The 22,920-nt window shown below is 45.9% G+C and carries 26 protein-coding genes; 7 read left to right on the forward strand and 19 right to left on the reverse strand.

From position 1 onward, the window contains the following. Positions 1 to 18: 18 nt before the first annotated feature. The 3 genes from V1501_RS14820 to V1501_RS14830 form a co-directional block, all read right to left on the reverse strand. Positions 19 to 1,236, reverse strand: a complete 1,218-nt coding sequence (locus V1501_RS14820; protein WP_409289296.1) for an MFS transporter — start codon at positions 1,234 to 1,236, stop codon at positions 19 to 21. A gap of 267 nt (positions 1,237 to 1,503) precedes the next feature. Further along, complete coding sequence (locus V1501_RS14825; protein WP_409289298.1) at positions 1,504 to 2,109, reverse strand: superoxide dismutase; 606 nt, start codon at positions 2,107 to 2,109, stop codon at positions 1,504 to 1,506. Between the two features lie 139 nt (positions 2,110 to 2,248). Beyond that, positions 2,249 to 2,731, reverse strand: a complete 483-nt coding sequence (locus V1501_RS14830; RefSeq protein ID WP_409289299.1) for a DUF456 domain-containing protein — start codon at positions 2,729 to 2,731, stop codon at positions 2,249 to 2,251. A gap of 125 nt (positions 2,732 to 2,856) precedes the next feature. On the opposite strand from V1501_RS14830, the gene V1501_RS14835 reads away from it, so the two are divergent. The 3 genes from V1501_RS14835 to ispG all read left to right on the forward strand — a co-directional run bounded on the left by V1501_RS14835 (position 2,857) and on the right by ispG (position 5,471). Beyond that, positions 2,857 to 3,639 carry a DUF1189 domain-containing protein gene (locus V1501_RS14835; protein WP_409289301.1) on the forward strand — a complete coding sequence of 261 codons (783 nt, stop codon included), beginning with the start codon at positions 2,857 to 2,859 and terminating at the stop codon, positions 3,637 to 3,639. Positions 3,640 to 3,928: 289 nt separating this feature from the next. After that, positions 3,929 to 4,258: a hypothetical protein gene (locus V1501_RS14840; RefSeq protein ID WP_409289303.1), complete on the forward strand. Its 330-nt coding sequence runs from the start codon at positions 3,929 to 3,931 to the stop codon at positions 4,256 to 4,258. A gap of 124 nt (positions 4,259 to 4,382) precedes the next feature. Further along, positions 4,383 to 5,471 (forward strand): flavodoxin-dependent (E)-4-hydroxy-3-methylbut-2-enyl-diphosphate synthase, encoded by a 1,089-nt coding sequence (gene ispG / locus V1501_RS14845; RefSeq protein WP_409293385.1) that lies wholly within the window; start codon positions 4,383 to 4,385, stop codon positions 5,469 to 5,471. Between the two features lie 50 nt (positions 5,472 to 5,521). On the opposite strand, the gene V1501_RS14850 is transcribed toward ispG, so the two are convergent. After that, the gene (locus V1501_RS14850) at positions 5,522 to 5,962 is read right to left on the reverse strand and encodes a hypothetical protein (protein WP_409289304.1); all 441 of its coding nucleotides are present in this window, start codon (positions 5,960 to 5,962) and stop codon (positions 5,522 to 5,524) included. Positions 5,963 to 6,165: 203 nt separating this feature from the next. Here V1501_RS14850 and V1501_RS14855 point away from each other — a divergent pair, with 203 nt between their 5' ends. Beyond that, on the forward strand, positions 6,166 to 6,738 hold the full coding sequence (locus tag V1501_RS14855; RefSeq protein ID WP_409289306.1) for a 5' nucleotidase, NT5C type: 573 nt from the start codon (positions 6,166 to 6,168) through the stop codon (positions 6,736 to 6,738). Positions 6,739 to 6,802: 64 nt separating this feature from the next. Here V1501_RS14855 and V1501_RS14860 read toward each other — a convergent pair whose 3' ends face one another. The 3 genes from V1501_RS14860 to V1501_RS14870 are packed head-to-tail and all read right to left on the reverse strand — an operon-like array spanning position 6,803 to position 8,844. Then, the gene (locus V1501_RS14860) at positions 6,803 to 7,216 is read right to left on the reverse strand and encodes a Fur family transcriptional regulator (RefSeq protein ID WP_409289308.1); all 414 of its coding nucleotides are present in this window, start codon (positions 7,214 to 7,216) and stop codon (positions 6,803 to 6,805) included. A 12-nt stretch (positions 7,217 to 7,228) separates the two neighbouring features. Further along, positions 7,229 to 8,068, reverse strand: coding sequence for a metal ABC transporter permease (locus V1501_RS14865; RefSeq protein WP_409289309.1), 840 nt, complete (start codon positions 8,066 to 8,068; stop codon positions 7,229 to 7,231). A 20-nt stretch (positions 8,069 to 8,088) separates the two neighbouring features. After that, positions 8,089 to 8,844, reverse strand: coding sequence for a metal ABC transporter ATP-binding protein (locus tag V1501_RS14870; RefSeq protein ID WP_409289311.1), 756 nt, complete (start codon positions 8,842 to 8,844; stop codon positions 8,089 to 8,091). A 149-nt stretch (positions 8,845 to 8,993) separates the two neighbouring features. Between V1501_RS14870 and V1501_RS14875 the strand changes: the two genes are divergently transcribed. Next, on the forward strand, positions 8,994 to 9,245 hold the full coding sequence (locus V1501_RS14875; protein ID WP_409289312.1) for a DUF2624 family protein: 252 nt from the start codon (positions 8,994 to 8,996) through the stop codon (positions 9,243 to 9,245). Between the two features lie 333 nt (positions 9,246 to 9,578). Here V1501_RS14875 and V1501_RS14880 read toward each other — a convergent pair whose 3' ends face one another. Next, positions 9,579 to 10,475 (reverse strand): deoxyribonuclease IV, encoded by an 897-nt coding sequence (locus tag V1501_RS14880; RefSeq protein ID WP_409289314.1) that lies wholly within the window; start codon positions 10,473 to 10,475, stop codon positions 9,579 to 9,581. Positions 10,476 to 10,494: 19 nt separating this feature from the next. Then, the gene (locus tag V1501_RS14885; RefSeq protein WP_409289316.1) at positions 10,495 to 11,808 is read right to left on the reverse strand and encodes a DEAD/DEAH box helicase; all 1,314 of its coding nucleotides are present in this window, start codon (positions 11,806 to 11,808) and stop codon (positions 10,495 to 10,497) included. 422 nt (positions 11,809 to 12,230) lie between these two features. Between V1501_RS14885 and vrrA the strand changes: the two genes are divergently transcribed. Both vrrA and V1501_RS14895 read left to right on the forward strand, forming a co-directional pair. Next, positions 12,231 to 12,776 carry a VrrA/YqfQ family protein gene (gene vrrA, locus V1501_RS14890; protein ID WP_409289318.1) on the forward strand — a complete coding sequence of 182 codons (546 nt, stop codon included), beginning with the start codon at positions 12,231 to 12,233 and terminating at the stop codon, positions 12,774 to 12,776. 130 nt (positions 12,777 to 12,906) lie between these two features. Continuing rightward, entirely contained in the window at positions 12,907 to 13,857 is a 951-nt protein-coding gene (locus V1501_RS14895; RefSeq protein WP_409289319.1) for a 4-hydroxy-3-methylbut-2-enyl diphosphate reductase, read from the forward strand. Positions 13,858 to 14,007: 150 nt separating this feature from the next. Here the strand turns inward: V1501_RS14895 and V1501_RS14900 are convergent, their stop codons facing one another. From V1501_RS14900 to V1501_RS14945, 10 genes are all read right to left on the reverse strand, one after another. Beyond that, the gene (locus V1501_RS14900; protein WP_409289321.1) at positions 14,008 to 15,126 is read right to left on the reverse strand and encodes a Nif3-like dinuclear metal center hexameric protein; all 1,119 of its coding nucleotides are present in this window, start codon (positions 15,124 to 15,126) and stop codon (positions 14,008 to 14,010) included. Beyond that, positions 15,123 to 15,827, reverse strand: a complete 705-nt coding sequence (locus V1501_RS14905; RefSeq protein WP_409289323.1) for a tRNA (adenine(22)-N(1))-methyltransferase — start codon at positions 15,825 to 15,827, stop codon at positions 15,123 to 15,125. Before V1501_RS14905 ends, V1501_RS14900 begins: the two co-directional genes overlap by 4 nt. 119 nt (positions 15,828 to 15,946) lie before the next feature. Beyond that, a complete protein-coding gene (gene cccA / locus V1501_RS14910) occupies positions 15,947 to 16,309 on the reverse strand; it encodes a cytochrome c550 (RefSeq protein WP_409289325.1) in 363 nt (120 codons plus the stop codon). Between the two features lie 265 nt (positions 16,310 to 16,574). Beyond that, complete coding sequence (locus tag V1501_RS14915; protein ID WP_409289327.1) at positions 16,575 to 17,108, reverse strand: hypothetical protein; 534 nt, start codon at positions 17,106 to 17,108, stop codon at positions 16,575 to 16,577. A gap of 158 nt (positions 17,109 to 17,266) precedes the next feature. Continuing rightward, positions 17,267 to 18,400: an RNA polymerase sigma factor RpoD gene (gene rpoD / locus V1501_RS14920; protein WP_409289328.1), complete on the reverse strand. Its 1,134-nt coding sequence runs from the start codon at positions 18,398 to 18,400 to the stop codon at positions 17,267 to 17,269. A 36-nt stretch (positions 18,401 to 18,436) separates the two neighbouring features. Next, on the reverse strand, positions 18,437 to 20,242 hold the full coding sequence (gene dnaG / locus V1501_RS14925; RefSeq protein WP_409289329.1) for a DNA primase: 1,806 nt from the start codon (positions 20,240 to 20,242) through the stop codon (positions 18,437 to 18,439). 149 nt (positions 20,243 to 20,391) lie between these two features. Then, positions 20,392 to 20,598, reverse strand: a complete 207-nt coding sequence (locus tag V1501_RS14930) for a DUF188 domain-containing protein (RefSeq protein ID WP_409293387.1) — start codon at positions 20,596 to 20,598, stop codon at positions 20,392 to 20,394. Positions 20,599 to 20,608: 10 nt separating this feature from the next. After that, positions 20,609 to 20,830 carry a DUF188 domain-containing protein gene (locus tag V1501_RS14935; protein WP_409289331.1) on the reverse strand — a complete coding sequence of 74 codons (222 nt, stop codon included), beginning with the start codon at positions 20,828 to 20,830 and terminating at the stop codon, positions 20,609 to 20,611. A gap of 349 nt (positions 20,831 to 21,179) precedes the next feature. Beyond that, a complete protein-coding gene (locus V1501_RS14940; RefSeq protein ID WP_409289333.1) occupies positions 21,180 to 21,989 on the reverse strand; it encodes a pyruvate, water dikinase regulatory protein in 810 nt (269 codons plus the stop codon). A gap of 11 nt (positions 21,990 to 22,000) precedes the next feature. Then, a complete protein-coding gene (locus V1501_RS14945; protein WP_409289334.1) occupies positions 22,001 to 22,636 on the reverse strand; it encodes a helix-turn-helix transcriptional regulator in 636 nt (211 codons plus the stop codon). Positions 22,637 to 22,920 lie beyond the last annotated feature (284 nt).

A 22,920-nucleotide genomic window follows, 5' to 3' on the forward strand; every position in this document is an offset into this window, starting at 1 on the left:
TATTTCCATCACCCTCCTTCAGCCGTGACCTGGCTTTAATTTTCTCACAAAAAAATAAATACATGTATGCCCCGCTCCCAAAATCAGCAGGAGATAGGGAATGCTTTCATTGACACCGAACAGCGAGACGGACCCGATAAAAGCAAGCAGTGACACCATTCGCCCCCCATTTAGGAATAGCTCTTTTACTACCACATATTCAATCCTCATCTCGGCTGCCTTCCATCCGCTTCCTATAACATCGTAGGATGTAGAGATGAATGGCACCAGCAATAACGGATAGCATACCGCTATCAAAGAGGCATACAGCAGAAGCCTGGCATAGCTCAGGTCAAAGACGATAAGGAAAATGGATACATAAAGCCCTATCCCCCCAATCAGGATGGATGTTTTCCTTTGCGGCCTTTTTATATAGCGGGATACAAAATAATAGGAGATGAATGAAATACCCGAATTGATCAGTCCATATGTGCCAAGTGCAAGCTCACTGCCGGTTGCCACGAAAACAAAGATTGAAATGATGAAAGCGAAGGTCCCTTCCCTCAGCCCCTGGAAGAAGTGTGCGTTTGTAATGAGACGCCAGTTGTAATTCTCCTTCCTTTCTTCAATGATGCGAAGGAAAAGATAACGTCCGTCCGCCGGCCGCCTCTTTAAATAAAAGCTCAAGATCACGGCAATCGAGAATAAGGCAAGCGATATGGCAAAGACAATCGTATATCCGATGAATGTTTCAAACCGGGAAATAATCAGCCCGGCAAGTATCGGTCCGATCATTCCTCCAGAAGAACCCAGGATGCCCATGAATCCGTTGAAAAAGTCTCTGGTATGGGGCTCGGTTATCTCAAAGGTAAGCACATTGAAGGCCAGCCAGTAAAAGCCATAACCAATCCCGAGCAAGCCGCCCAGCACAAACAGGAAGGATGTCGCATGCTCACCGATTATAAGAACAGCCAGATAGAATAGTGCCAGGAAGATGACTCCTATCCTGAGCACAATGGTGCGGTCCATCTTCTTAGCCCAGCGGCCTGCGAGGATGAAGGTGAGAAATTGGAGAAACACCACTGAAAGATTATAGATTCCAAGGTCCATCAGCCTGCCGGACTGTTTCCACAGATACACATTGACAAACGTATGGGATAAAGCCCCGCTTAAAGAATAAAGCCCGCCGATTACGAGCAGCAGGTTTAAATCCTTTGGCAGGTCTTGATCGCCCACCCATTTTTTTATAAAACTCATATTTGAACTCCCCTTTATGGTCACTTCTAGTTTGGGGAAAAACCGTTCAAATTATGTAAAAACAGGGGAATCCATAAGAAGCCGGTTAATTGTCTGGAATATACCCAAGGGGACGGACAGCGTGGCAGCTGGTATACACCCCAGGAAAAAAAAATAACGCCCAGAGCTTTTATTCTCCGAGCGTCGTTTTGATTGTATTCCCGATTCACCGCGGCCGGATACGGTTGTATCCGGTCCCTCGGCAATCTCATGTCATTTCTCAGCGTATTACTTAGCCTGGCTGTAACGGCCGCTGACTTCATCCCAGTTCACAACATTCCAGAAAGTGTTGATGTACTCTGGACGGCGGTTTTGATATTTCAGGTAGTATGCATGCTCCCAGACATCCAGTCCAAGGATTGGAGTTTTACCTTCCATCAGCGGGTTGTCCTGGTTTGGTGTGCTTGTCACTTCAAGCTCTCCATTGTTGACGGCAAGCCATGCCCAGCCAGATCCAAAGCGAGTTGTAGCTGCTTTAGCGAATTCTTCTTTAAAGTTATCGAAGCTGCCGAATTTGCTGTTGATCGCTTCAGCAAGCTCGCCTGTCGGCTCACCTCCGCCATTAGGAGACAAAATCTGCCAGAACAGGGAGTGGTTAGCGTGGCCGCCACCGTTGTTGCGTACAGCAGTACGGACGTTTTCTGGTACTGCATCAAGATTTGAGATTACTTCTTCAACGCTCTTGGAAGCAAGCTCGCTGCCTTCAAGTGCATTGTTCAGGTTTGTTACATAAGTATTATGGTGCTTCGTATGATGTATGTTCATTGTTTCCTTATCAATGCTTGGTTCTAATGCATCGTAAGAGTAAGGTAGTTGCGGTAATTCAAAAGCCATTTAAAATACCCCTTTCTATGTACCATGATTTTTAGTTCCTGCCCAAAGGTTCATATGAAGCAAGACTTTGATTTTAGATTAACAAAGATCATGAGGCGTTTCAAATTTTTAGTATCCGGCACGCCTATCTTTTTTCTCCTTACAGTACTTTTATCAGGAAATAGATCACCATGGCGAGCTGGATGACTCCCTTGGCGACAGCTCCTGACAAAAATCCAAATAAAGATCCGATTCCTATTTTAACCGCTTCAGCAGGATGTTTCCTGTGTACAAGCAGTTCGGCAATGACTGCTCCAAGGAAAGGCCCGATCAGGATGCCGAACACAGGGATGATGAACGGGCCCGCAATAAGGCCGATAGTGCTTCCCCAGACGCCAGCCTGTGAGCCGCCGAATTTTTTCACGCCAAATAGATTTGCCAGATAGTCCGCTGCAAACAGCAGGAGCACGAGCAGCCCCTGTATAATCCAAAACGCAGCAGTGAATGGCTCAAAGGAAAAAAACAGGCCGTACAGCAGCATTCCTCCTCCAATGAATAAAACCCCCGGTATTATCGGAAATATAAGGCCGGCAAATCCAATCACAAACATAGCTGAAATGATAATCCAGTATACTATACTCAATATGAAACCCTCCCTTGGAGATTATTATACAGAAACACTCCCTCACTTTTCCAAATGCTTGTTGTCTAACCGGGGAATTGGGGCTAAAATAGAGGGATAAATGACGTTCTGAGGTGTTTTCAAGCATGAGTATCTTCACACAATTCATTAAAAGTCTTTATTCCCCTAAGGACATTGCCAAATTCAGATTCCAGGGGATCGGCAAGACCATTCTCTACCTATTCTTCCTATCTTTCCTATCAGCGCTTCCCTCCCTTATCCTGATGAATACAGAGATCGTACAGGGAATCAAGGCAGGCAGAGAAATATTAAAAACAGAGCTCCCTCCTTTCGAGATTAAGGATGGCACTCTTAAAACTTCAAAGGATGAGCCTTACACCACAGAAAAAGGAAGCTTCACTTTCATCATGGATGATACCGGCTCTATCAAGGCTGAGGACATAGAAGCAAAATCTGAGGGGACCATTGCCCTCCTTGAAAAAGAATTTGTATTTACCGGCGGAGGCAGGTCACAGTCCTATCCCTACTCAATGGCTGGCGGTGTTACGATCGACAATGACTCTGCAGCAGGCACACTTCAGTCTGTCCAGAAGCTTTCCTTCATCCTTCTGCCTGTCTTGTCACTCGTTGTTTATCTTGCATCAAGCGCCGTCTTATTCTTTGAGGTAACACTGATTGCAGTGGCAGGGCTGCTTGCGGCCAGACTATTAAAAAGAAAGCTGCAGTACAGGCATTTGTTCAGGCTGACAGGTTACAGCATCACCCTTATCACCGTTTTCTTTACCATTATGGATTCATTCATGGCCTTTATGTATTACCGCTCCGCCCTGATCTGGGGCGTCACACTCGTCATATTATATTTATCAATCCGGGAAATTCCGGCACCGAAACAGAAGCCGCGGGCATAAGCGCGGCTTTTTTCTGTGGAAAAGAGGGCGGAGCTCGATGTATTATAAGGATCCAGCAGCCGGGTGTGAACATCATTTATCTTGCTGGCATCCCTTCCTTTTGCCTTACTCCGCTCCACCGCCTTATTTGTGTTGTTCCTGCTCTGTCCAGGTTCCTTTCCATGCAAGGGCTGCGAGCGGAATCTCATGTTTGGTTTCTATGTTTCCTATCTATTTTATCTTCCAAACAGGAATATAAGAAAAATGATGGAATATAGTTAAACAAAAGCATCTCCCCGGAGGTTCCGCAATGAAACGATTTTTATTTTTACTTGCCCTATGCTTTATACTCTTTATTATCTATTACGATCTCACAAGAGGAACTCTTCAGAATCAGGCGGCCGCCACCCCGGCAGTGCAGGCCGAGCCTCCCGGGAAGGCAGATCGGACGGAACCCCGGATGGATTATGTGGAGGTACAGATAGCACCGGGAGACACTATCCTTTCTTTAATAGAAGAGCAGGAAGGGAAAATAACAGAGCCGATAGAAAACATCATCAAGGATTTTCAAGCCCTGAATAAAGATTTGAGCCCTGAGGATATCCAGATTGGCAAAACCTATAAGATCCCCTCTTATTGAAAAATCAGCAAATATGCGTATTCTTGTCAAAAACAGCGTAAAATTGGTACAATAAGAGTGTGTACAGAAATAAAAGCAGGCCGCAAGCCGCTTTTTCCTGAAGGAGAGAATACACGTGAGTGAAATCATACATCGTACTAAAACCCGTCCCGTAAAGGTAGGAAACCTGACGATCGGCGGCAATAACCAGGTCATCATCCAGAGCATGACCACAACAAAGACACATGACGTAGAAGCGACTGTTGCCGAGATAAAGCGGCTGGAGGAAGCCGGCTGCCAGGTCGTCCGTGTAGCCTGTCCAGACGAAAGGGCTGCAGACGCGATTGCAGATATAAAGAAACAAATCAATATTCCGCTTGTAGTTGACATCCATTTTGATTACAAGCTGGCCCTGAAGGCAATTGAGGGCGGTGCTGATAAAATCAGGATCAATCCCGGCAATATCGGCCGCAGAGAGAAAGTTGAAGCAGTCGTCAAAGCTGCAAAAGCAAAGGGAATTCCGATCCGCATCGGCGTCAACGCCGGGTCCCTGGAACGGAAGATTATCGAGAAATACGGATATCCAACAGCTGACGGCATGGTTGAAAGCGCGCTCCATCATATTAAGATCCTGGAAGACCTTGATTTCCATGACATCATCGTTTCCATGAAGGCATCTGATGTCAACCTTGCCATTGAAGCCTATACAAAGGCTGCCAAGGCGTTCGATTATCCCCTTCACCTCGGCATCACCGAGTCAGGCACCCTGTTCGCGGGAACGGTCAAGAGTGCAGCCGGCCTTGGTGCCATTCTGAGTATGGGAATCGGCAATACACTCCGGGTATCACTGAGTGCCGATCCTGTTGAGGAAGTGAAGGTCGCACGCGAGCTCCTTAAGTCCTTTGGATTGATTTCAAATGCTGCCACATTGATTTCCTGCCCGACATGCGGCCGTATCGAAATTGACTTGATCAGCATTGCCAACGAAGTGGAAGAATATATCCAGACCATCAAGGCTCCAATCAAGGTGGCAGTGCTTGGCTGTGCAGTAAACGGTCCGGGCGAAGCACGCGAAGCAGATATCGGCATCGCAGGCGCCAGGGGAGAAGGTCTTCTGTTCAGAAAAGGGAAGACCGTCCGCAAAGTCCCTGAAGCAACCATGGTTGAAGAACTTAAAAAAGAGATCGATAAGATTGCTGAAGAATATTTCGCTAAACAAGCGATGGAAGTTTAATCAATTAGAAAAGAGGCTGACCATGGTCAGCCTCTTTTTCTATGCTTCGGTTAAAAGAAGGGGAGAATCAACACTCCGATGATTAATGAAAAGATTCCAATGCCAATTGCCCATGCCCCAAGCTTCCGGGATGCTTCGCTCCTTCTTGCCATAAAACCAAGGACGATTGCGATGCCTCCAAATAACACCGGAACTGCAAACAGGGAAATGATGGCCAGAATCAAAGCAGCATATCCCATGCCTTTTCCCTCGGCAGCACGGGTCTGCTCTCTATCTTCCGCTCCGCCTTTATCAAGATTTCCAAGGCCTGGCGCGAGCTCTGCCGCGCTTTCTTCCCAGTATTGGTTATGCCGGGATTCGGGTGAGTTTTCCACATTCATCTGGCTGTCACCGTTACTCAGGATATTTCTGCCCTGTGCCGTGGTTTCAAGCTGTTCATCTTTTGTTGAATTCTCTGATGTGAAGTCAATGTTATGTTTGTTCTCTTCCAAACGGAATCCCTCACTTTCCTCCTATGAAGCATCTTTATTATTTGAGGCTTTAACACTTTTCATTAAGACAATACTTACGAAAAAAGGGAAAATATTCAGCCCCGGTCTGTCTCCTCAGGAACATGGCATGACCGGTCGGTATCCAATACTGGATTTTTTATGCTAAACTAACATATATCCCATTGTTAAAGGAGACAACCAATATGCAAAGAAAAAGACTAGGCATTGATATCGACGGCACCCTTACAAGGCCAGATGCCCTGCTTCCATACATAAATAAAAAATTCCAGCTTAATTTAACATTAAAGGATATTACTCAATATAACCTGCACCCTCTTGTGAATACTTCCAGGGAAATATTTTCTCAATGGTTCAAAGAGACAGAGCCCGAAATCTATGCCGGTTCGCAGGCAGCCGAAGGGGCTAAAGAAGCACTCCGGGATTGGAAGGATGAACAGGACCTTTATATCATCAGCGCAAGGAGCAGCCATTTAATGGATGTTACGCAAGCCTGGTTTTCACAGCAGGAAATCGATTTTCACCATATCGAGCTGATTGGATCTCATAACAAGGTTGCCACGGCAAAGAAGCATGGCATTGATATCTTCTTTGAGGATAAGCATGACAATGCGGTGGATATTTCAGAGGAGTGCGGAATTCCTGTTATCTTATTCAATACACCATACAATCAGGATCCGGTTCCAGACAATGTGATCAGAGTGAACAACTGGACAGAGGCGAAAGCATGGGTTGATGGATGGCTTAAAATCAAATAATTTAATTACCTAAAAAGGCTGGCCAGAAGCTTTAGCATCTGGCCAGCCTGCTTTTTACTATAGTCTAATTCAAACAGCCGGGACACTTACCATAAATCTCGAATTTATGTCCCGAAATATCATAGCCCGCCAAGTTGGTCTGAACCTGGTCCATCGGACATGTATCAAGCTCCTTGGTAATGCCGCATTCTAGACAGATGAAGTGGTGATGATGATGGCTGTGCCTGCAGGTAAACCGGAAGTGCTTTTCTCCTGAAAGCTCCGTCATTTCAAAAATCCCCAATTCAGCAAACATAGAAAGATTTCTGTAGATTGTATCAAAACTCAGGCCGGGATAGTCTTTCTTCATATACTCAAGAACTTCCTTGGCTGTCAGATATCTGTCTTTTACAGCAAATAGCTCCAGCATCTGTTCCCTCTTGCCTGTATGCTTATAACCGTGCTCCTTTAAAATGTCCATAGCCTGCATTAAGTTCATAGTAACCTCCAATTAACTCATCCTAAGGCGGATTTTTCTAAAAAGAATGGCAGCAGCGAGAATGATGATTGAAATCAAGACAATCGTACCGCCTGGTGCCCAGTCAAGGTAATAGGACAGAAACAATCCTCCCACGACTGCCGTTTCCCCAAACAGAATCGATAAAAGAATGGTCTGCTTAAAGCCATTGGCAAGCCTGATGCTTGCTGCAACCGGAAGGGTCATGAGCGAGGAGACAAGAAGGATTCCCACAATCCGCATGGAGGCTGCGATAACGAGGGCCACCATGATGATGAAAATGAAATGCAGCGTCTTTGCCGGTATGCCCGAAGCCCTTGCATGTTCTTCATCAAAGGATAATAAGAATAACTCCTTATAAAGCAGAAGTACCGTGAGGGCAACAAAAAGACCGATTGCCGCAATGATCCACAGGTCGACCCTGCTGACCGCACTTACGCTCCCAAAAAGATAACTCAAAAGATCTGTATTAAAACCATCCGCCATTGAAATGAAAATGGCGCTCAGCCCAATCCCCCCCGACAGGATGATCGGGATGGCAAGTTCCTGATAGTGCTTGTACACTCCCCTTAAGCGTTCAATGAAGAGCGCCCCAATCACAGAGAAGGTCATGCCCATATACAGCGGACTGATTCCCGCAAGGATCCCAAGCTTCTTTTCCACAAGAAGGCTGAGGGCTATGCCCGCGAGCGTAACATGGCTGAGTGCATCCGCAATCAGCGACATCCTCCTGACAACCACAAATACCCCCAGGAGCGGCGCCAGAGCACCAATGATGATGCCGGTCAGGAAGGCATTCTGTAAAAATTCATATTCAAATAACCCCGAAATCATAGGATTTCCTCCAGCTGTATTTAATGTCGATGAGTAATGACCTGTACATCATGGCCATAAATGCCTGACAGTTCGTGCTCCTCCAGGGAATGGTATTCCTTTGACTCTCCGTGGAAATGCAGGTTCTTATTCAGGCAGGCAACATGGGTCACCTTATCACTTATGACTCCAACATCATGCGTCACAAGCACCAGGGTAATATTAAGCTTTTTATTCAGGTCTTCCAGCATTTCGTAAAACTGGTTTACATTCTTGACATCGACCCCGACGGTAGGTTCATCCAGAATCAGGAGTTCGGGTTCACTCACCAGTGCCCTGGCAATAAAAACACGCTGCTGCTGGCCGCCTGAGAGTTCACCGATATTCCGGTCCTTGAACGGCAGCATGCCGACCGAATCGAGGACTTCTTCAACTTTTTCACGATTCTTTTTATCCGCAAACCGGAACATGCCTATCTTCCTCGTCAAGCCGCTCAGAACAACCTCCCCCACTGTTGCAGGAAACCCTGTATTAAATGAGTTTGCTTTTTGGGATACAAATCCGACCCTGTCCCAGTCCTTGAACGAGCGAATATCCTTGCCAAAAACCTTGATGCTTCCCTGCTGAGTTTTCAAGAGCCCCAGCAGCAGCTTCAGCAGTGTAGATTTTCCTGAACCGTTCGGACCTACAATCCCGAGAAAGGAACCCTTGGGCACATTGAATGAAACATCCTCCAGGACCATGTCTTTTTCATATTTATAAAATAAATGATTCACTTCAATTACAGAATTCTTCATTACCAATCACCTATCATTTAAGAATGATTACGATTTAACTAAGGTATTATACCTCATAACAACTTTATTGTAAATAATGTGAACGATTTTAAATATGTTCACTGTTCCGAATATGAGTCATATCTTAAATGGAGGAGGGTGAAGCCGCCATGAAATTTTACGAAATGATGGTCAACCAGAAAATAAACAACATTAAGCCCGCGGAATTATTAAAAATAGGAAGGCAATATGGAGTCGTCTTATCAAACGAGCATGCCGAAAAAATTTCTGCTCTTTTATATGGCAAACAAATCAATATATTCGATCCCCAGCAAAGGAAATCAGTCCTCGATCAAATAACCCTGATTGCAGGAAAAAAAACAGCAAGCCAAATCGAAAACCTGTTCACTCAGTTAACCTAAAAGCCAAGAGCGGTGCCTTCTAACAAACACATATAGATGAGTCAATGACATATGCGCTCTGACAGTAAACCAAAATGATTTGGAAGGCAGTGACCAGAAACAGCATAAGCCGGACCGGCCGTGAAAAGCGCTTTTTCTTCTCATGGCCGGTCCGGCTTATGACCCGAAGGTTTCGGCTCGGAGCTGGATAAACCTAAAAGCGAAAGAGCGCTGCCCTTCCAAAATAAATAGATTGCACCGTGCTATACCGCTGTGTGGGGAAACCAGGGCAGAAACCAGAAAAGATCACCTTAATAAACAGACAAAAAGCTGCAGGAGTGCCTGCAGCTTAGTTTATGGCTGGCTTAATGCCAGATCCAGGAGGTTTTCATTGAATTCTTTATTCCTGAACATTTCAATTTCCAGCTTATATGGAGCTTTTTTGTTCTTTTTGTCTTCTCCAATGAACGGTGTTTCAAGGATTTTAGGAACATCCATCAATTGTGGATGATGGACAATATAATTCAAGGCCTGAAATCCTATGCGGCCGAATCCTATATTTTCATGCCTGTCTTTCCTCATGCCGACTTCATTCTTGCTATCGTTGATGTGAAGCACTTTGAGGCGTTCAATCCCGATTATCCGATCAAATTCTTCAAGGACTCCGTCAAAGTCTTCTACAATATTATAACCAGCATCATGGGTATGACAGGTATCGAAACAGACGGATAGCTTGTCGCTCAGATTGACACCATCCATGATCATGGCCAGCTCTTCGAAGTTTTTGCCGCACTCCGACCCTTTTCCCGCCATGGTTTCGAGGGCAATCTGTACTTTCTGCTCGGGCACCAGCACTTCATTCAGACCTTCGATGATCTTCTTGATTCCCTCTTCTGTTCCGGCACCTACATGAGCTCCGGGATGAAGGACAATCTGCCCTGCCCCAAGCGCCTCGGTCCGTTCAATTTCGGATCTCAGGAATCTCACGCCCAATTCAAAGGTGTCAGGATTTTGCGAGTTGCCAATGTTAATGATATAAGGGGCATGAACAATGATATCGCTAATTCCGTTAAGCTCCATATGCCTGCGCCCTTCCTCGATATTCAGATCTTCAATCTTTTTTCTTCTTGTATTCTGAGGAGCACCTGTATAAATCATAAAGGTATTGGCTCCATAGGAAACCGCTTCAGCACTTGCGGCAAGCAGCATATCCTTGCCGCTCATCGACACGTGTGACCCAATTTTCAGCATTCCCATCTCTCCCGGTCTTCTATTTCTTTTTCTTAAGGCGCCTCTGGCGCTTTTTGAAGTTTTCTATTTCATATTGCATCTTCTTTTTGTAGCCTGGTTTAACCTTGGATGGCTTCTGAATCAGGCGCTTCGCTGATTCATTGAATTCATCCGGCTGCCGTTTGCGTTTTTTTCGCTTGTTCCGGTCCTCGGTCTCCGTCCACTCTCCATTTTGGAGATCGACATTTTTGAATTCAATGCCAAGTTTCTCCAGCCTGTTCAGTGCATCTTCATCAGATGGTTCGTAAAGCGTAGCCGCTATGCCGGAAAACTCGGCACGGGCGGTCCTTCCTGTCCTGTGGATATAGAAGTCCAGATCACTCGGAAGCTCAAAATTGATCACATGGCTGATTCCTTTGATGTCTATTCCCCTGGCCGCCAAATCTGTAGCCACAATGTATTGAAACTCAAGATCATTGATCTGCTTCATCATTTTTTTGCGCTCTCTCGGTGTCAGGTCTCCATGGATTCTGCCTACTTTCAACCCTTTATTATTAAGGGCGTAGGCAACTTCCTCGGCCTTTTTCTTTGTGTTTGTAAAGATGATGGCAAGATACGGATTATAGGCAGTAAGCACCTCATGCAGAAGGCTGTACTTATTACGATGCCTCAGCGGGATCAGAACATGCTGGATCTTCCTCGCAGTTGCCTGTTCCGGTGATACCTGTACATACTTTGGATTTTCCATGTATTTCTTTAAGAAAGGCATGAGCTTTTCAGGAATGGTGGCGGAAAAGACCAGCATCTGCGTTTTCTCGGCCATTTTGGCAGCAAATTGATCTACATCCTCAATGAAGCCCATATCCAGCATCAAATCGGCCTCATCCACAACCAGCAGGCCGGCTGTATACATGTTCAGGGCATTCTCGTTCACAAGGTCCTTGATCCGTCCAGGTGTCCCAATGATAAGCTGAGGCTGCCTTTTAAGCTTTTCAATGGTCCTCTGCTTGTCAGTTCCTCCGATGAACAGTTTGACTGTGAGCGGTGTCTCTGCAGGAAAATGTTCTGCGATTTTCTGTGCTTCCAAATAAATCTGGTTCGCAAGCTCACGGGTTGGCGCTGAGATGACAGCCTGAACTTCTTCTTTAAGCGGATCAAGCTTATCCATGATAGGCAGGAGGTAGGCATGTGTTTTCCCTGTACCTGTCTGGGACTGTCCAATCATGCTCCAGCCATTGTTGATTGCCGGGATAACCCGCTCCTGAATTTCCGTCGGCTTATCAAAGCCCAGGTCTTTTACAGCGTCTATTATGTAGTTTTGAAAGCCAAATCTTTCAAAATTGTTTTTTTCCATCATTAATCTCCTTAATAAATCAGCATTTTACAGCCCAAGCCGATATTCTATACATCCTGTTATCATAATATACTTCCGCTTAAAAGCGCAACCCCTACAAGAATGCTTTTGTTCCCGTTCTCCGGAAAGAAAAATGTTCTATTCATTTCAATTCCTTCCCTCATTATTCCTCAAACCTTTTCGCGTTACTTGCATAAATTAATAATGCAGAACTATTTTTACGAAGCTCTGTTAAATCAAACGGTTGATTTTTGTCCCAGGCGCTATGCCTGCCTCTGCAGGCAACAGATAAACCCTTCCACATCAACCTAAAACAGAGCCATTTATTCATAGAAAGGAGTGTCATCATGCCCCCCAGAAAGCCTTTTATGCCATTTGGAGGAATGCAGGGAAATGCTCCGTTCCGTCAGGGTCCCCCAAGAATGCCTAATCAGTTTCCCCCAGGTTACTTTGGAAACCCGCAAGGCGGATTCTCCCGTCAGCAGCCGCAGCCGCAGCAGACAAAAAGCGGAGCTTCAGGCCTGCTGTCCAAGATCCTGGGAAAAGGATCTTCCGGTTCTTCGAAAGCAGTGCGTTCACCGTTCTCCCTCCCCGGAGGTGCAGCTGCCGGTACTGCAGCCAGTGCAGCGGCTGGTGGAGGAATCCTTAAGAGTCTCACTCAGCCTGGCGGTCTTTCCGGCCTGCTTGATAATACCCAGCGGGTATTGAACACGGTCCAGCAGGTCGGCCCCGTTGTCCAGCAGTATGGACCCCTGGTCAAAAACCTCCCCGCTATGTGGAAACTTTACCGCGGCCTTAAAGCAGCAGGCAGCACCGCTGAATCAAACAGCACGGAAACCGGGAGCCAGGAAAGCCAGGCCGCTGCAGACGCAGGAACTCAGACTGATCAGGCTCCTCCCCGGGAAGCCGGCAGAAGCGCAGATCCCGAAGGATCTGGCGGCTACGCTGGCCCTAAAATATTCTTTTAATGAGGATGCGAAGGATGCGCATTCTTTTTTTTCTGTCCTCCCCATCGGTCTTTGTAATTCCCTGCAGGCTCATATATAATAGAGCTGACTGGTTTATTTTCGCCGGTTCTTGTAAGGAGGATACTGACCTATGAATGTAATTAAAATATCACCGCGCGGATACTGTTACGGAGTTGTAGATGCAATGGTCATTGCCCGCAACGCAGCACTCGATAAGACCTTGCCGCGCCCAATATATATCCTGGGCATGATTGTCCATAATAAACATGTTACAGATGCCTTTGAAGAAGAAGGCATCATCACCCTCGACGGAAACAACCGGAAAGAAATCCTGGAAAAAGTCGACAAGGGAACTGTCATATTCACTGCGCATGGCGTATCCCCTGAAATCAGGCGGATAGCAGAAGAGCGGGGGCTTGTATCAATTGATGCCACCTGTCCCGATGTGACAGCCACCCACGACCTTATAAGGGAGAAGAAGGGGCTGGGCTATCAAGTCATTTATATCGGCAAGAAAGGCCATCCTGAGCCTGAAGGCGCCGTCGGCGTGGCGCCTGACATCGTCCACTTAATTGAAAAAGCCTCAGAAGTGGAGAATTTGGACATCCACTCAGACAAGCTGATTGTCACAAACCAGACAACCATGAGCCAGTGGGATGTGGCTGAAATCATGGAAGCTGTCAAAGCCAAATACCCGCATTGTGAGGTTCACCGTGAAATCTGCATGGCCACACAGGTCCGCCAGGAGGCTGTGGCTGAACAGGCAGGGGCCGCTGACGTTTTGATCGTGGTCGGTGATCCGAAAAGCAATAACTCCAACCGGCTTGCACAGGTATCCCAGGAGGTAGCGGGAACGAGAGCATACCGTGTAGCCGACGTTTCTGAGATAGAAATTGACTGGCTGCTTGGTGCTGAGACTGCCGGGGTCACCTCCGGGGCTTCGACACCGACTCCCATCACCAAAGAAGTCGTAGCGTTCCTCGAGCAGTTTGATCCAAACGATGAGGCGACCTGGCAGAAAGAACGCCGGGTTCCGCTCCATAAAATACTTCCAAAAGTAAAAAAAGCAGCAAAGGCCTGAGCCGATGCTGCTTTTTTCTGGTGAAGTCGGATCTGCATATATGAGTCTTCCTGTCAGAATCTGAATCCATCATTTATCTTTCTGCTTGTTGTGTAATTCTCTTGGTCAAGTTCCTTTTCATGCATAGGCTGCCAGCAATCATGTAAGTTTTTATATGAAAATGAAGGGATCCGTATGGATAGTGGAAGCGATGAATTCAGTATTCAAACCCTTTGACCTGCTTAAATCTGTCATCACCTTTGCCGTTCCTTCCTTCATAACCTTCTCAATATTATGTCCCGGATCCAAAAGATTCAGCCCCATCATGGCTGCGTCATGCGCCGTGTGGTAGTAGATATCTCCCGTCACGAAGCAGTCCGCTCCGCTATATTTTGCGGCTTTAATATATTTATTCCCGTCCCCGCCGAGGACCGCGACTTTTTTGATGACTGCCTCCGGGTCACCAGCCAGTCTTACATGCTCTACATCAAACGCCTTTTTTACATAAAAGGCGAATTCTCTTAAGCTCATAGAATCCTTTAGGGTGCCAACTCTGCCCAGCCCGAGCATCTCCCCTTTGTTTTCCAAAGGATAGACATCATAGGCCGCTTCTTCATATGGATGTGCAGCCAGCATTGCCTGAAGAATCTTTTTCTCCCGGCTGGCAGGAAATATGGTTTCAATTCGGACTTCAGCAACGCTTTCAAGCTCCCCCTGGCGTCCGATATATGGGGTTGTCTGTTCCCCGGGCAGAAAGGTGCCTGTGCCTTCTGACATGAACGTACAATGACTGTATTTCCCAATATGCCCTCCGCCTGCATCTCCAATTGCTTTCCGCACTTCTTCCGCATGATTTTCCGGACAAAATACTACAAGCTTATTAAGCTTTTCCTCATATGTCGGAGACAGCACTTTGATGTTTTGAAGCTCTAATGCTTCGGCTAAAAGATCATTCACTCCGCCTTTTGCTATATCGAGGTTTGTATGTGCGGCATAGACGGCGATATCATTTTTAATCAGTTTTTCATACAGAGCACCGTGCGGGAGATCTGTCCGGAGATTCTTAAGGCTTCTGAAAATGGGAGGATGATGGGCGATGATGAGCCCTGCACCGGCTGAAATGGCTTCCTCCACAACTTCATCTGTTACATCCAGGGCAATAAGGACTTTATCAAGGCTCTTATTCAGCCTGCCAATCTGGAGGCCGATTGGATCTCCATCCATCGCCAGGTGTTTAGGGGAAAACTGTTCAAAAAGGGAAATGACTTCATGACCGTTCGCCTGTTTCATCTTAACACAGCCTCCACAATTTTAATTTGTTCTGAGAGTTCATGCCTTTTTCCGGCATTGCCTTCCTTCGATGACTGATCCAGCTGCTCGTGGATCCGTTTCATATGGTGAAGCTCATGCTTCCACTTTTTCATGAATGCCTCATTTCTTTCGGCCATTAAAAATGGTCCCAGCAGCATGGAAGCTTTCTCGTTAACCTGGTAAGGCTTGTGGGCATCTCCGCGCTCAGCCGAAAGAATTTCATATATCTTTCCATCCTCTTCCAATATGGACTCGGCCATCAGCTCCCAGCCGTTTTTACGCAGCCAGTGCCGGACATTTGGAGCACCGATGTTCGGCTGCAGAATCAGGCGTGACACCCCATCAAGCTTTTCCCTGCCATTTTCCAGGATGCTCGAGATCAAGGTCCCACCCATTCCTGCAATCGTGATGCAGTCTGCCTCCTTTGGTGAGAGTACCTCCAGTCCATCTCCTTTTCTTACGGTAATGACTGCTTCAAGTCCCGAAGCCCTTACCTGATTGACGGCGGAATGAAATGGACCTTCACTCACTTCACCGGCTATCCCGGCCTTGATCAAATTCTTCTTTGCCGCATAGCATGGCAGATAGGCATGATCAGAGCCAATATCCGCAAGCGTGCTCCCCGGAATGATATATTCAGCAACCTTTTCAAGCCGCCTTGATAATTTCTCAGCATTCATAAACGTCAACTCTCTTTAATAGAAATAAAATTACAGGAGGCCTGTTCATGCCGCCTGCACTCTATTCAGTATAGAAAAAGTCCTTTACATATGCAAAGGACTCTGTCATTTTTATTGAATTATTTAATCTTTTCAAGCCATTTCGCCATTTTGTCAGCGTTTTCTGCTTTGACAAGGCCGGCCGGCATAGCGCCTTTACCCCCTGTAATGATCTTCTTGATTTCATCTGTGGAATGGCGTCCGCCTACACCTTTAAGAGACGGGCCTGCCCCACCTTCATACTGATTCCCATGACAGCCTGCACAGGTCTGTTTGTAGAATTCCTCAGGGTTAAAAGCGACGTTTTCGGATTTCTTGTCTCCGCCTTTTTTCTCTTCGGCCATTTCTTTACTGTTATCAAGCCCGATGAACGATAACATGAAAATAAGAGCGATACCCATGACCATGATAAGGATGAATGGAACAACAGGATTGCGATTCATAGTATTACCTCCCTATGTATGAAAACTATCTGTCTATAATAAATATCACAACAAATTTATTTTACTTGAAAATACTTTCAAGGAAAAGCCCCAATATGTATAAGTTTCCTAAATTCGCAAATCTGACAAAAATATGGTTAATCAGAAATCTTTATTTTCTAAAAGCCTTACTCCATAATTATCCATTCTGCAGGGTTTTAAACTTTTTTATTATACGGAAATAAGTATGGGCGATTTCTTCTGGCTTTTTAGCCTGATGGGATTATCATAGCATTTTTACAAGGAAAAAGATAAGCAGCAGCATTCCAATTACTGATCCGAAAATGAAGCTTTTTATATTAAATCTCCAGCCTGCCGCCATCCAGCCTGAACAGTGCAGGCCAATTACGATAAAATGAGCGGTTCTGCTTCCAGGTGCAGCTGCTTCCAGCATCTTCACCGTCAACAGCAGGAAATCGAAAGCTGTAAGGACCAGGGCCGATTGAAAAAGGATTTTATCCTTTTTCAGTACGAAAACGGCAGCGGCAGAAATCAGAATAAAAATAACTGCCAGGAGCATTTGCAAGTTCAAATCCAGTTCTGTAAAATAGTTTACATATAATGTAAGCACCACACTTAAAACGGCAGCAGCAGCCCCGAAGGGTTTGAGCAGGAAGCCTGCTTTGCCTTCCCTTACAGCCGGCTGGCTTTCACCGGAATATAGCGTCAGAAGATAGTCACAATACTGGGCAGGGAGCAGCCTGTTTGCTTTCCAGTACCGTACTTCGTTCAGGATGATTTTTTTTCTTGTTTCATTCAAAGAATTTCCCCCTTACAGGCAGTCTACTTTGTAAGTATAATCCTTCTTGCAGTGCTGGGAAAGAAATTTTTTGGAAGCGGTTCATGAGCTATGCCGAGGGACAGATGGACCAATAGAAAAAGCCCGCTCATAAAAGAGCGGACTGTCAGGTATATTCATTATTCCAGGAAATCCTTAAGGCGTTTACTCCTGCTCGGATGGCGGAGCTTACGGAGCGCTTTTGCCTCGATCTGGCGGATACGCTCGCGCGTTACACCAAAAACCTTTCCAACTTCTTCAAGGGTTCTTGTCCTGCCGTCATCAAGGCCAAACCTTAAGCGGAGGACATTTTCCTCACGGTCGGTCAGGGTGTCGAGTACATCTTCCAGCTGTTCCTTCAGGAGTTCGTATGCTGCATGCTCGGATGGAGAAGTAGCATCCTGGTCTTCAATAAAGTCGCCGAGATGTGAATCGTCTTCCTCACCGATCGGAGTCTCAAGGGATACAGGCTCCTGGGCGATTTTCAGGATTTCACGGACCTTATCAGGCGTCAGATCCATATCTTCTGCAATCTCCTCAGGAGACGGCTCACGGCCCAGGTCCTGAAGCAGCTGCCTTTGGACACGGATCAGCTTATTAATCGTCTCCACCATGTGTACAGGGATCCTGATGGTCCTGGCCTGGTCGGCAATCGCCCTTGTGATGGCCTGGCGGATCCACCATGTAGCATAGGTACTGAATTTAAAGCCCTTGTTGTAATCGAATTTTTCCACAGCCTTGATCAAGCCCATGTTGCCTTCCTGAATCAAGTCTAAGAACAGCATGCCGCGGCCTACATATCTTTTGGCGATGCTGACAACAAGACGGAGGTTTGCTTCAGCCAGCCGGCGTTTTGCTTCCTCGTTGCCCTGCTCAATTCTGTGCGCCAATTCGATTTCTTCTTCACCAGACAGGAGGTCAACACGGCCGATTTCCTTCAGGTACATCCTGACAGGGTCATTGATTTTAACCCCAGGCGGAACACTCAGGTCATTAAGGTCGAATTCTTCTTCTTTTTCAAGCTCCTTGACATCAGGATTTTCTTCATCATCGCTGTCTTCACTTTCAGCGATGATTTCAACGCCCTGATCGCCAAGGTATTCAAAGTATTCATCCATCTGTTCGGAATCTAGATCAAAATTAGCCATGCGGTTAGCAATCACTTCATAATTGAGTGATCCTCTTTTCTTACCGATCTCGAGTAACTGTTCTTTCACCTGCTCGAGGGTCAACTCACTATCAACTTCTCTGGAACGTGCTGATTTATCAGCCATCAGTTCCCCTCCTTCCAAAACTGTACAACGGTGATACTATAGCAATTTTCTTAATTGAATAATTTCCATTGCAATCTTTGCAGCCTGCATATGATCATTCTGCAGTTCCGCCTTCTTGCGCTCAGCCTCTTTTTCTTTTATCATTAACATTTTTTGATACTTCAACACCTGATTTACATAATCTCTTATTTCCTGGTCCGTAAATTCTTCGTTGATTGTCATCATCTCGATGTCAGACACAAGATTTCGGAGATTATTATCAGGCAGGAAGCTTAAAAAATGGCTGGTATCCGGTTCGTGCCCCTCTTCATAAAAGGCGTAGAGATAAGTGATGATGGCCTGGTACTCATCATGATTGAAGAAGGTTCCTTCCATCAGGTTTTGTACCTTCGTAGCCGTGTCCCGATCCTTCAGCATATGGGCTATGAGTTTCCGCTCGGCGCTCTGGTGGGCAGGCATCAGCTTTCTTTCATATTGCAGCCGGACATTGGCCGGCTGCCTGGGTGCCTGGCTGCCGCCCTTTTTTTGCTCAGCAAAGTACATTTGCTTCTGCTGCTGTTCGAGCGCATCGAGGGAGAGCGTGAATTCAGAAGAAATCTGCCGCAGATAATGTTCCCTTTCCACAGCGCCCGGAAGCTTGGCTATTTCCTTCAGCACCTCTTCAATGTACTGAATGCGTTCTCCTTCATTATTCAGGTTTTTCCCTCGCCGCAGATATCTCATCCTGAAGGCGGTATGAGTCAGGCTTCCCCCTATTACTTCATGAAGGAACTTGGTGCCGCCATGCTTCTTAATATAGTCATCGGGGTCCATCCGATCAGGCATGAGGGCAACTTTCACGGCAAAGCCGGCTCCAAGCAGCATCGATGCTGCCCGGTTGGCAGCCTCAAGGCCCGCCGGGTCTGAATCAAAGCAGATGACTGCCGCATCGGTATTCCTGCGCAGAAGAGAAATGTGCTCTTCCGTAAGTGAAGTACCCATTGTGGCTACCCCATTATCCACCCCGGCACTGCTTGCCGAAATACAATCGGCGAAACCTTCGAACAGGATGACCTGCTCTTTTTTTCGGATGGGCGCCCTCGCGCTATGGAAATTGTACAATAAGCGGCTTTTGTTGAAGATTGGCGTTTCAGGGCTGTTCAGATACTTAGGCTCTCCTTCTCCAAGCGCCCTGCCGGAAAAGGCTACCGTATGTCCCTGATGATCCACTATTGGAAACATGATGCGATTCCTGAAACGGTCAAAATAACCGCCGGTCTTTTCACTTTTGATGATTAACCCTGATTTTTCGACAATCTCTTCTGAAAATCCTCTTTTAATTAAAAATTTATATACAAAATCCCAGGCTTCAAGCGCATAACCAATCTGGAATTTATCGATGGATTCTTGGGTGAACCCCCGCCCCAGAAGGTATTCAAGTGCCTCTTGCCCTTCTTTTGTATTTACAAGCAAATGATGATAGAATTTCTTTAAAAGCTCGTGGGCTTCCAGCATCTTGCTCTGACCCGGAGTTTTTTCCTTCTCTCCTGATCCCTGAAGCTCAATTTCGAGCGGGATTCCTGCTCTGTCGGCCGCTTTTTTGGCTGCCTCAACAAATGAGAGTCCTTCAATCTCCATTATAAAGTTAAAGCTGTTGCCTCCTGCACCGCAGCCAAAGCAATGATAGATCTGCTTATCAGGCGAGACTGAGAAGGAAGGTGACTTTTCACCGTGAAATGGACAAAGGCCGAAATAATTCCGCCCTTGTTTTTTTAACTGCACATATTCACCGATCACATCGACAATATCTACAGCTGCCCGAATCTCATTAATCTTTTCATCTGGTATACGGGTCATTGACATATCCTTCACCTTTAGCTTCACGAAAATTTGTTCTCTGGCCATATCTATGGCGGCATATTCAGCCACAGCCAGAAAGCAATTGCTTTATAAATGATATTTATAGCCGGAAATCATGGGCATAGAAGCCCTCAGCTATGGATGATATGTAACTAATTCTCCAAAGAGCTTGTATTTCCTGCATGATTCGACAATATTTTCGAAAGCTGCCGCACAAAATTGGAGCGGTCTTCTTTGGTAAATGGCTTTGGGCCTTTTGTATGCTTGCCTTGACGCCTGATTTTCGCGGATAAATAGCGCATATCAAGCAGAGTGTCTATATTGTTTTCCGTGTATTCATTTCCCCTGGGTGAAAGCACATAAACATGTTTAGGCAAAAGTGTGCCCGCAAGCCCCTATATCCCCGGTGATGATGACATCGCCCTTCCTGCCGTGGTTCAGGATGTACAGATCTGCTGCTTCCTTTGTATTCTCAACATATACCCACTTTCCAGGAGAAGGCTCACTCATCATATTATTGATGGAAGTGACGAAGCACACATCTATGCCATGCCGCTTTGCTTCTTCTGAAATTTCCCTTTGACAGGACATGCATCGGCATCTACATAAATGACTCTGCCTTTTTGTAATTCTACATTGTTCATCATTATCCTTCTTATGAAGCCTTTTCTTTTTTCTTAGAAAAGGAAATTGTCGAATTATTTAATTAGGTAAAACTTGACAAGTCATATTTTCTAGTTTATTCCTTATTAACTGAGTCTAAACCTAGAAAATACTTTTTTATCACAGCTTTTTATTATAGTACAAATTGTTTAGAAAATCTATTGTTTTTACTCGCCCGCCAGCAGAGCACCAGCGGTTCCCGAAAATGGATTTTGGGAGCAAGGTTTTTCGGGGATGAAACTCCCGCCGCCAAAAAAAATAGCACTGAAGTGTGCTATCATCCCTGCCCTTTTTGGATAATGTTAATGATGGTATTAGCCGTTTCTTCCACAGCCTTATTGGTTACATCAATAACAGGGCAGTTCAATCTATCGACAATCTTATCGAAATATGTAAGTTCTTCTTTAATTCTTTCCATGTTGGCGTAGATGGCATGATCGTTCAGGCCTAATACTTTAAGCCTTTCCTTGCGTATGTTATTCAGCTTCTCAGGACTGATCTTCAAGCCGATGCATTTGCTCGGCGGAACCAGGAATAATTCCTCGGGCGGGTCTACTTCCGGGACCACCGGGACATTGGCAACCCTCAGCCTTTTATGAGCCAGATACTGCGACAGCGGTGTCTTGGAAGTCCTCGATACGCCTACAAGCACGATATCAGCACGCATGATTCCCCTGGGATCCCTGCCGTCATCATATTTTACCGCAAATTCAATCGCTTCTACCCTCTTAAAATAATCTTCATCAAGCTTCCTGACCATGCCCGGTTCATATAGAGGCGGTGATTCGAATGTTTCCTGAAGCCGATCCACAAGCGGCCCGATGATATCGTAAGCAAAAATTCCTTCCAGCTCTGCCTGATCCTTCATATAAGTCCTGATATCCAATTTTACCAGCGTGTAGGCGATGATGCCTGAATTCACCTTCGCAAGGGATATCACTTCATCAATGTTAGAGCGCGTCTCTACGTAGGGAATGCGTTTGATTGTAATATCATGACCTTTGAACTGGCTTGCTGCTGCCTTGGTTACGAGTTCTGCAGTTTCTCCCACTGAATCTGAAACAACGTAAATCATTTTACTGTTCATAAGTATCTCCCCTATATATCATCGTCAGCAAGAGCAACAAATGCCTTGGCAATATTTGTTTTTGTAATTCTTCCTGCCACTTCATAGCCCTTTTCCGTTTCCCTGACAACAGGAACCGCATCAATCTGTTTTTCGATCAGTCTTTTTGCTACATCAATGAGCAGATCATCTTTTGTACAGACTGTTATGTTAGGCATTCTTGTCATAATGATATTGACTGGTATTGACGTTAATTCCTGTTTTCCGATGCTTGCCCGAAGGAGGTCCTTCCTCGAAAGTACACCGCGGAGTATGCTGTCTTTATCGACAACGAACAAAGTCCCTACATCCTCCAGGAACATGGTGCAGATGGCATCATATACCGAAATATTGTCACTGACGACGACAGGTATGGACTGATAGTCTTTGACTGTTATTTTCCGCAGGCTGTCCGTCAGAAGCTGGGTTTCGCTTTTGCCCGAATAAAAATATCCGACCCTCGGCCTTGCATCCAGATAGCCGGCCATTGTAAGGATGGCAAGATCCGGCCGAAGTGTCGCCCGTGTCAGACTAAGCTGATCAGCGATATGTTCGCCGGTAATGGGTCCGTTCTGTTTGACGATCTCTAATATTTGCAGCTGACGTTTATTGAGTTCTATTTTAAACACCACCTAATCTATAAAAAGCCGCTTCTTATCTAAACCTTGGATGGTTCATCCTAAGCATATCCGGTGACGATCTAGCTGCTAAGCATCAATCCAGTTCTTAAAATTATACTTTTATTTGGGGTAAAATGAAAGAAATAAGTTATACTGTTTAAAATAAATTATATACTAATCACAAAACAAGTGGCTGCCAAGCAGAGGCCGGCTCCCTGGGATGGCGCCAGTTCAGGAGCTTCTGTCCTATAACTGATTACCACTTGGAAACCGGCCTGTCACTGCCAGCCGCT

The organism is Paraperibacillus esterisolvens (genome assembly GCF_046237625.1).
In the GTDB taxonomy this organism is placed as follows: Bacteria; Bacillota; Bacilli; order Bacillales; family DSM-1321; genus Paraperibacillus; species Paraperibacillus esterisolvens.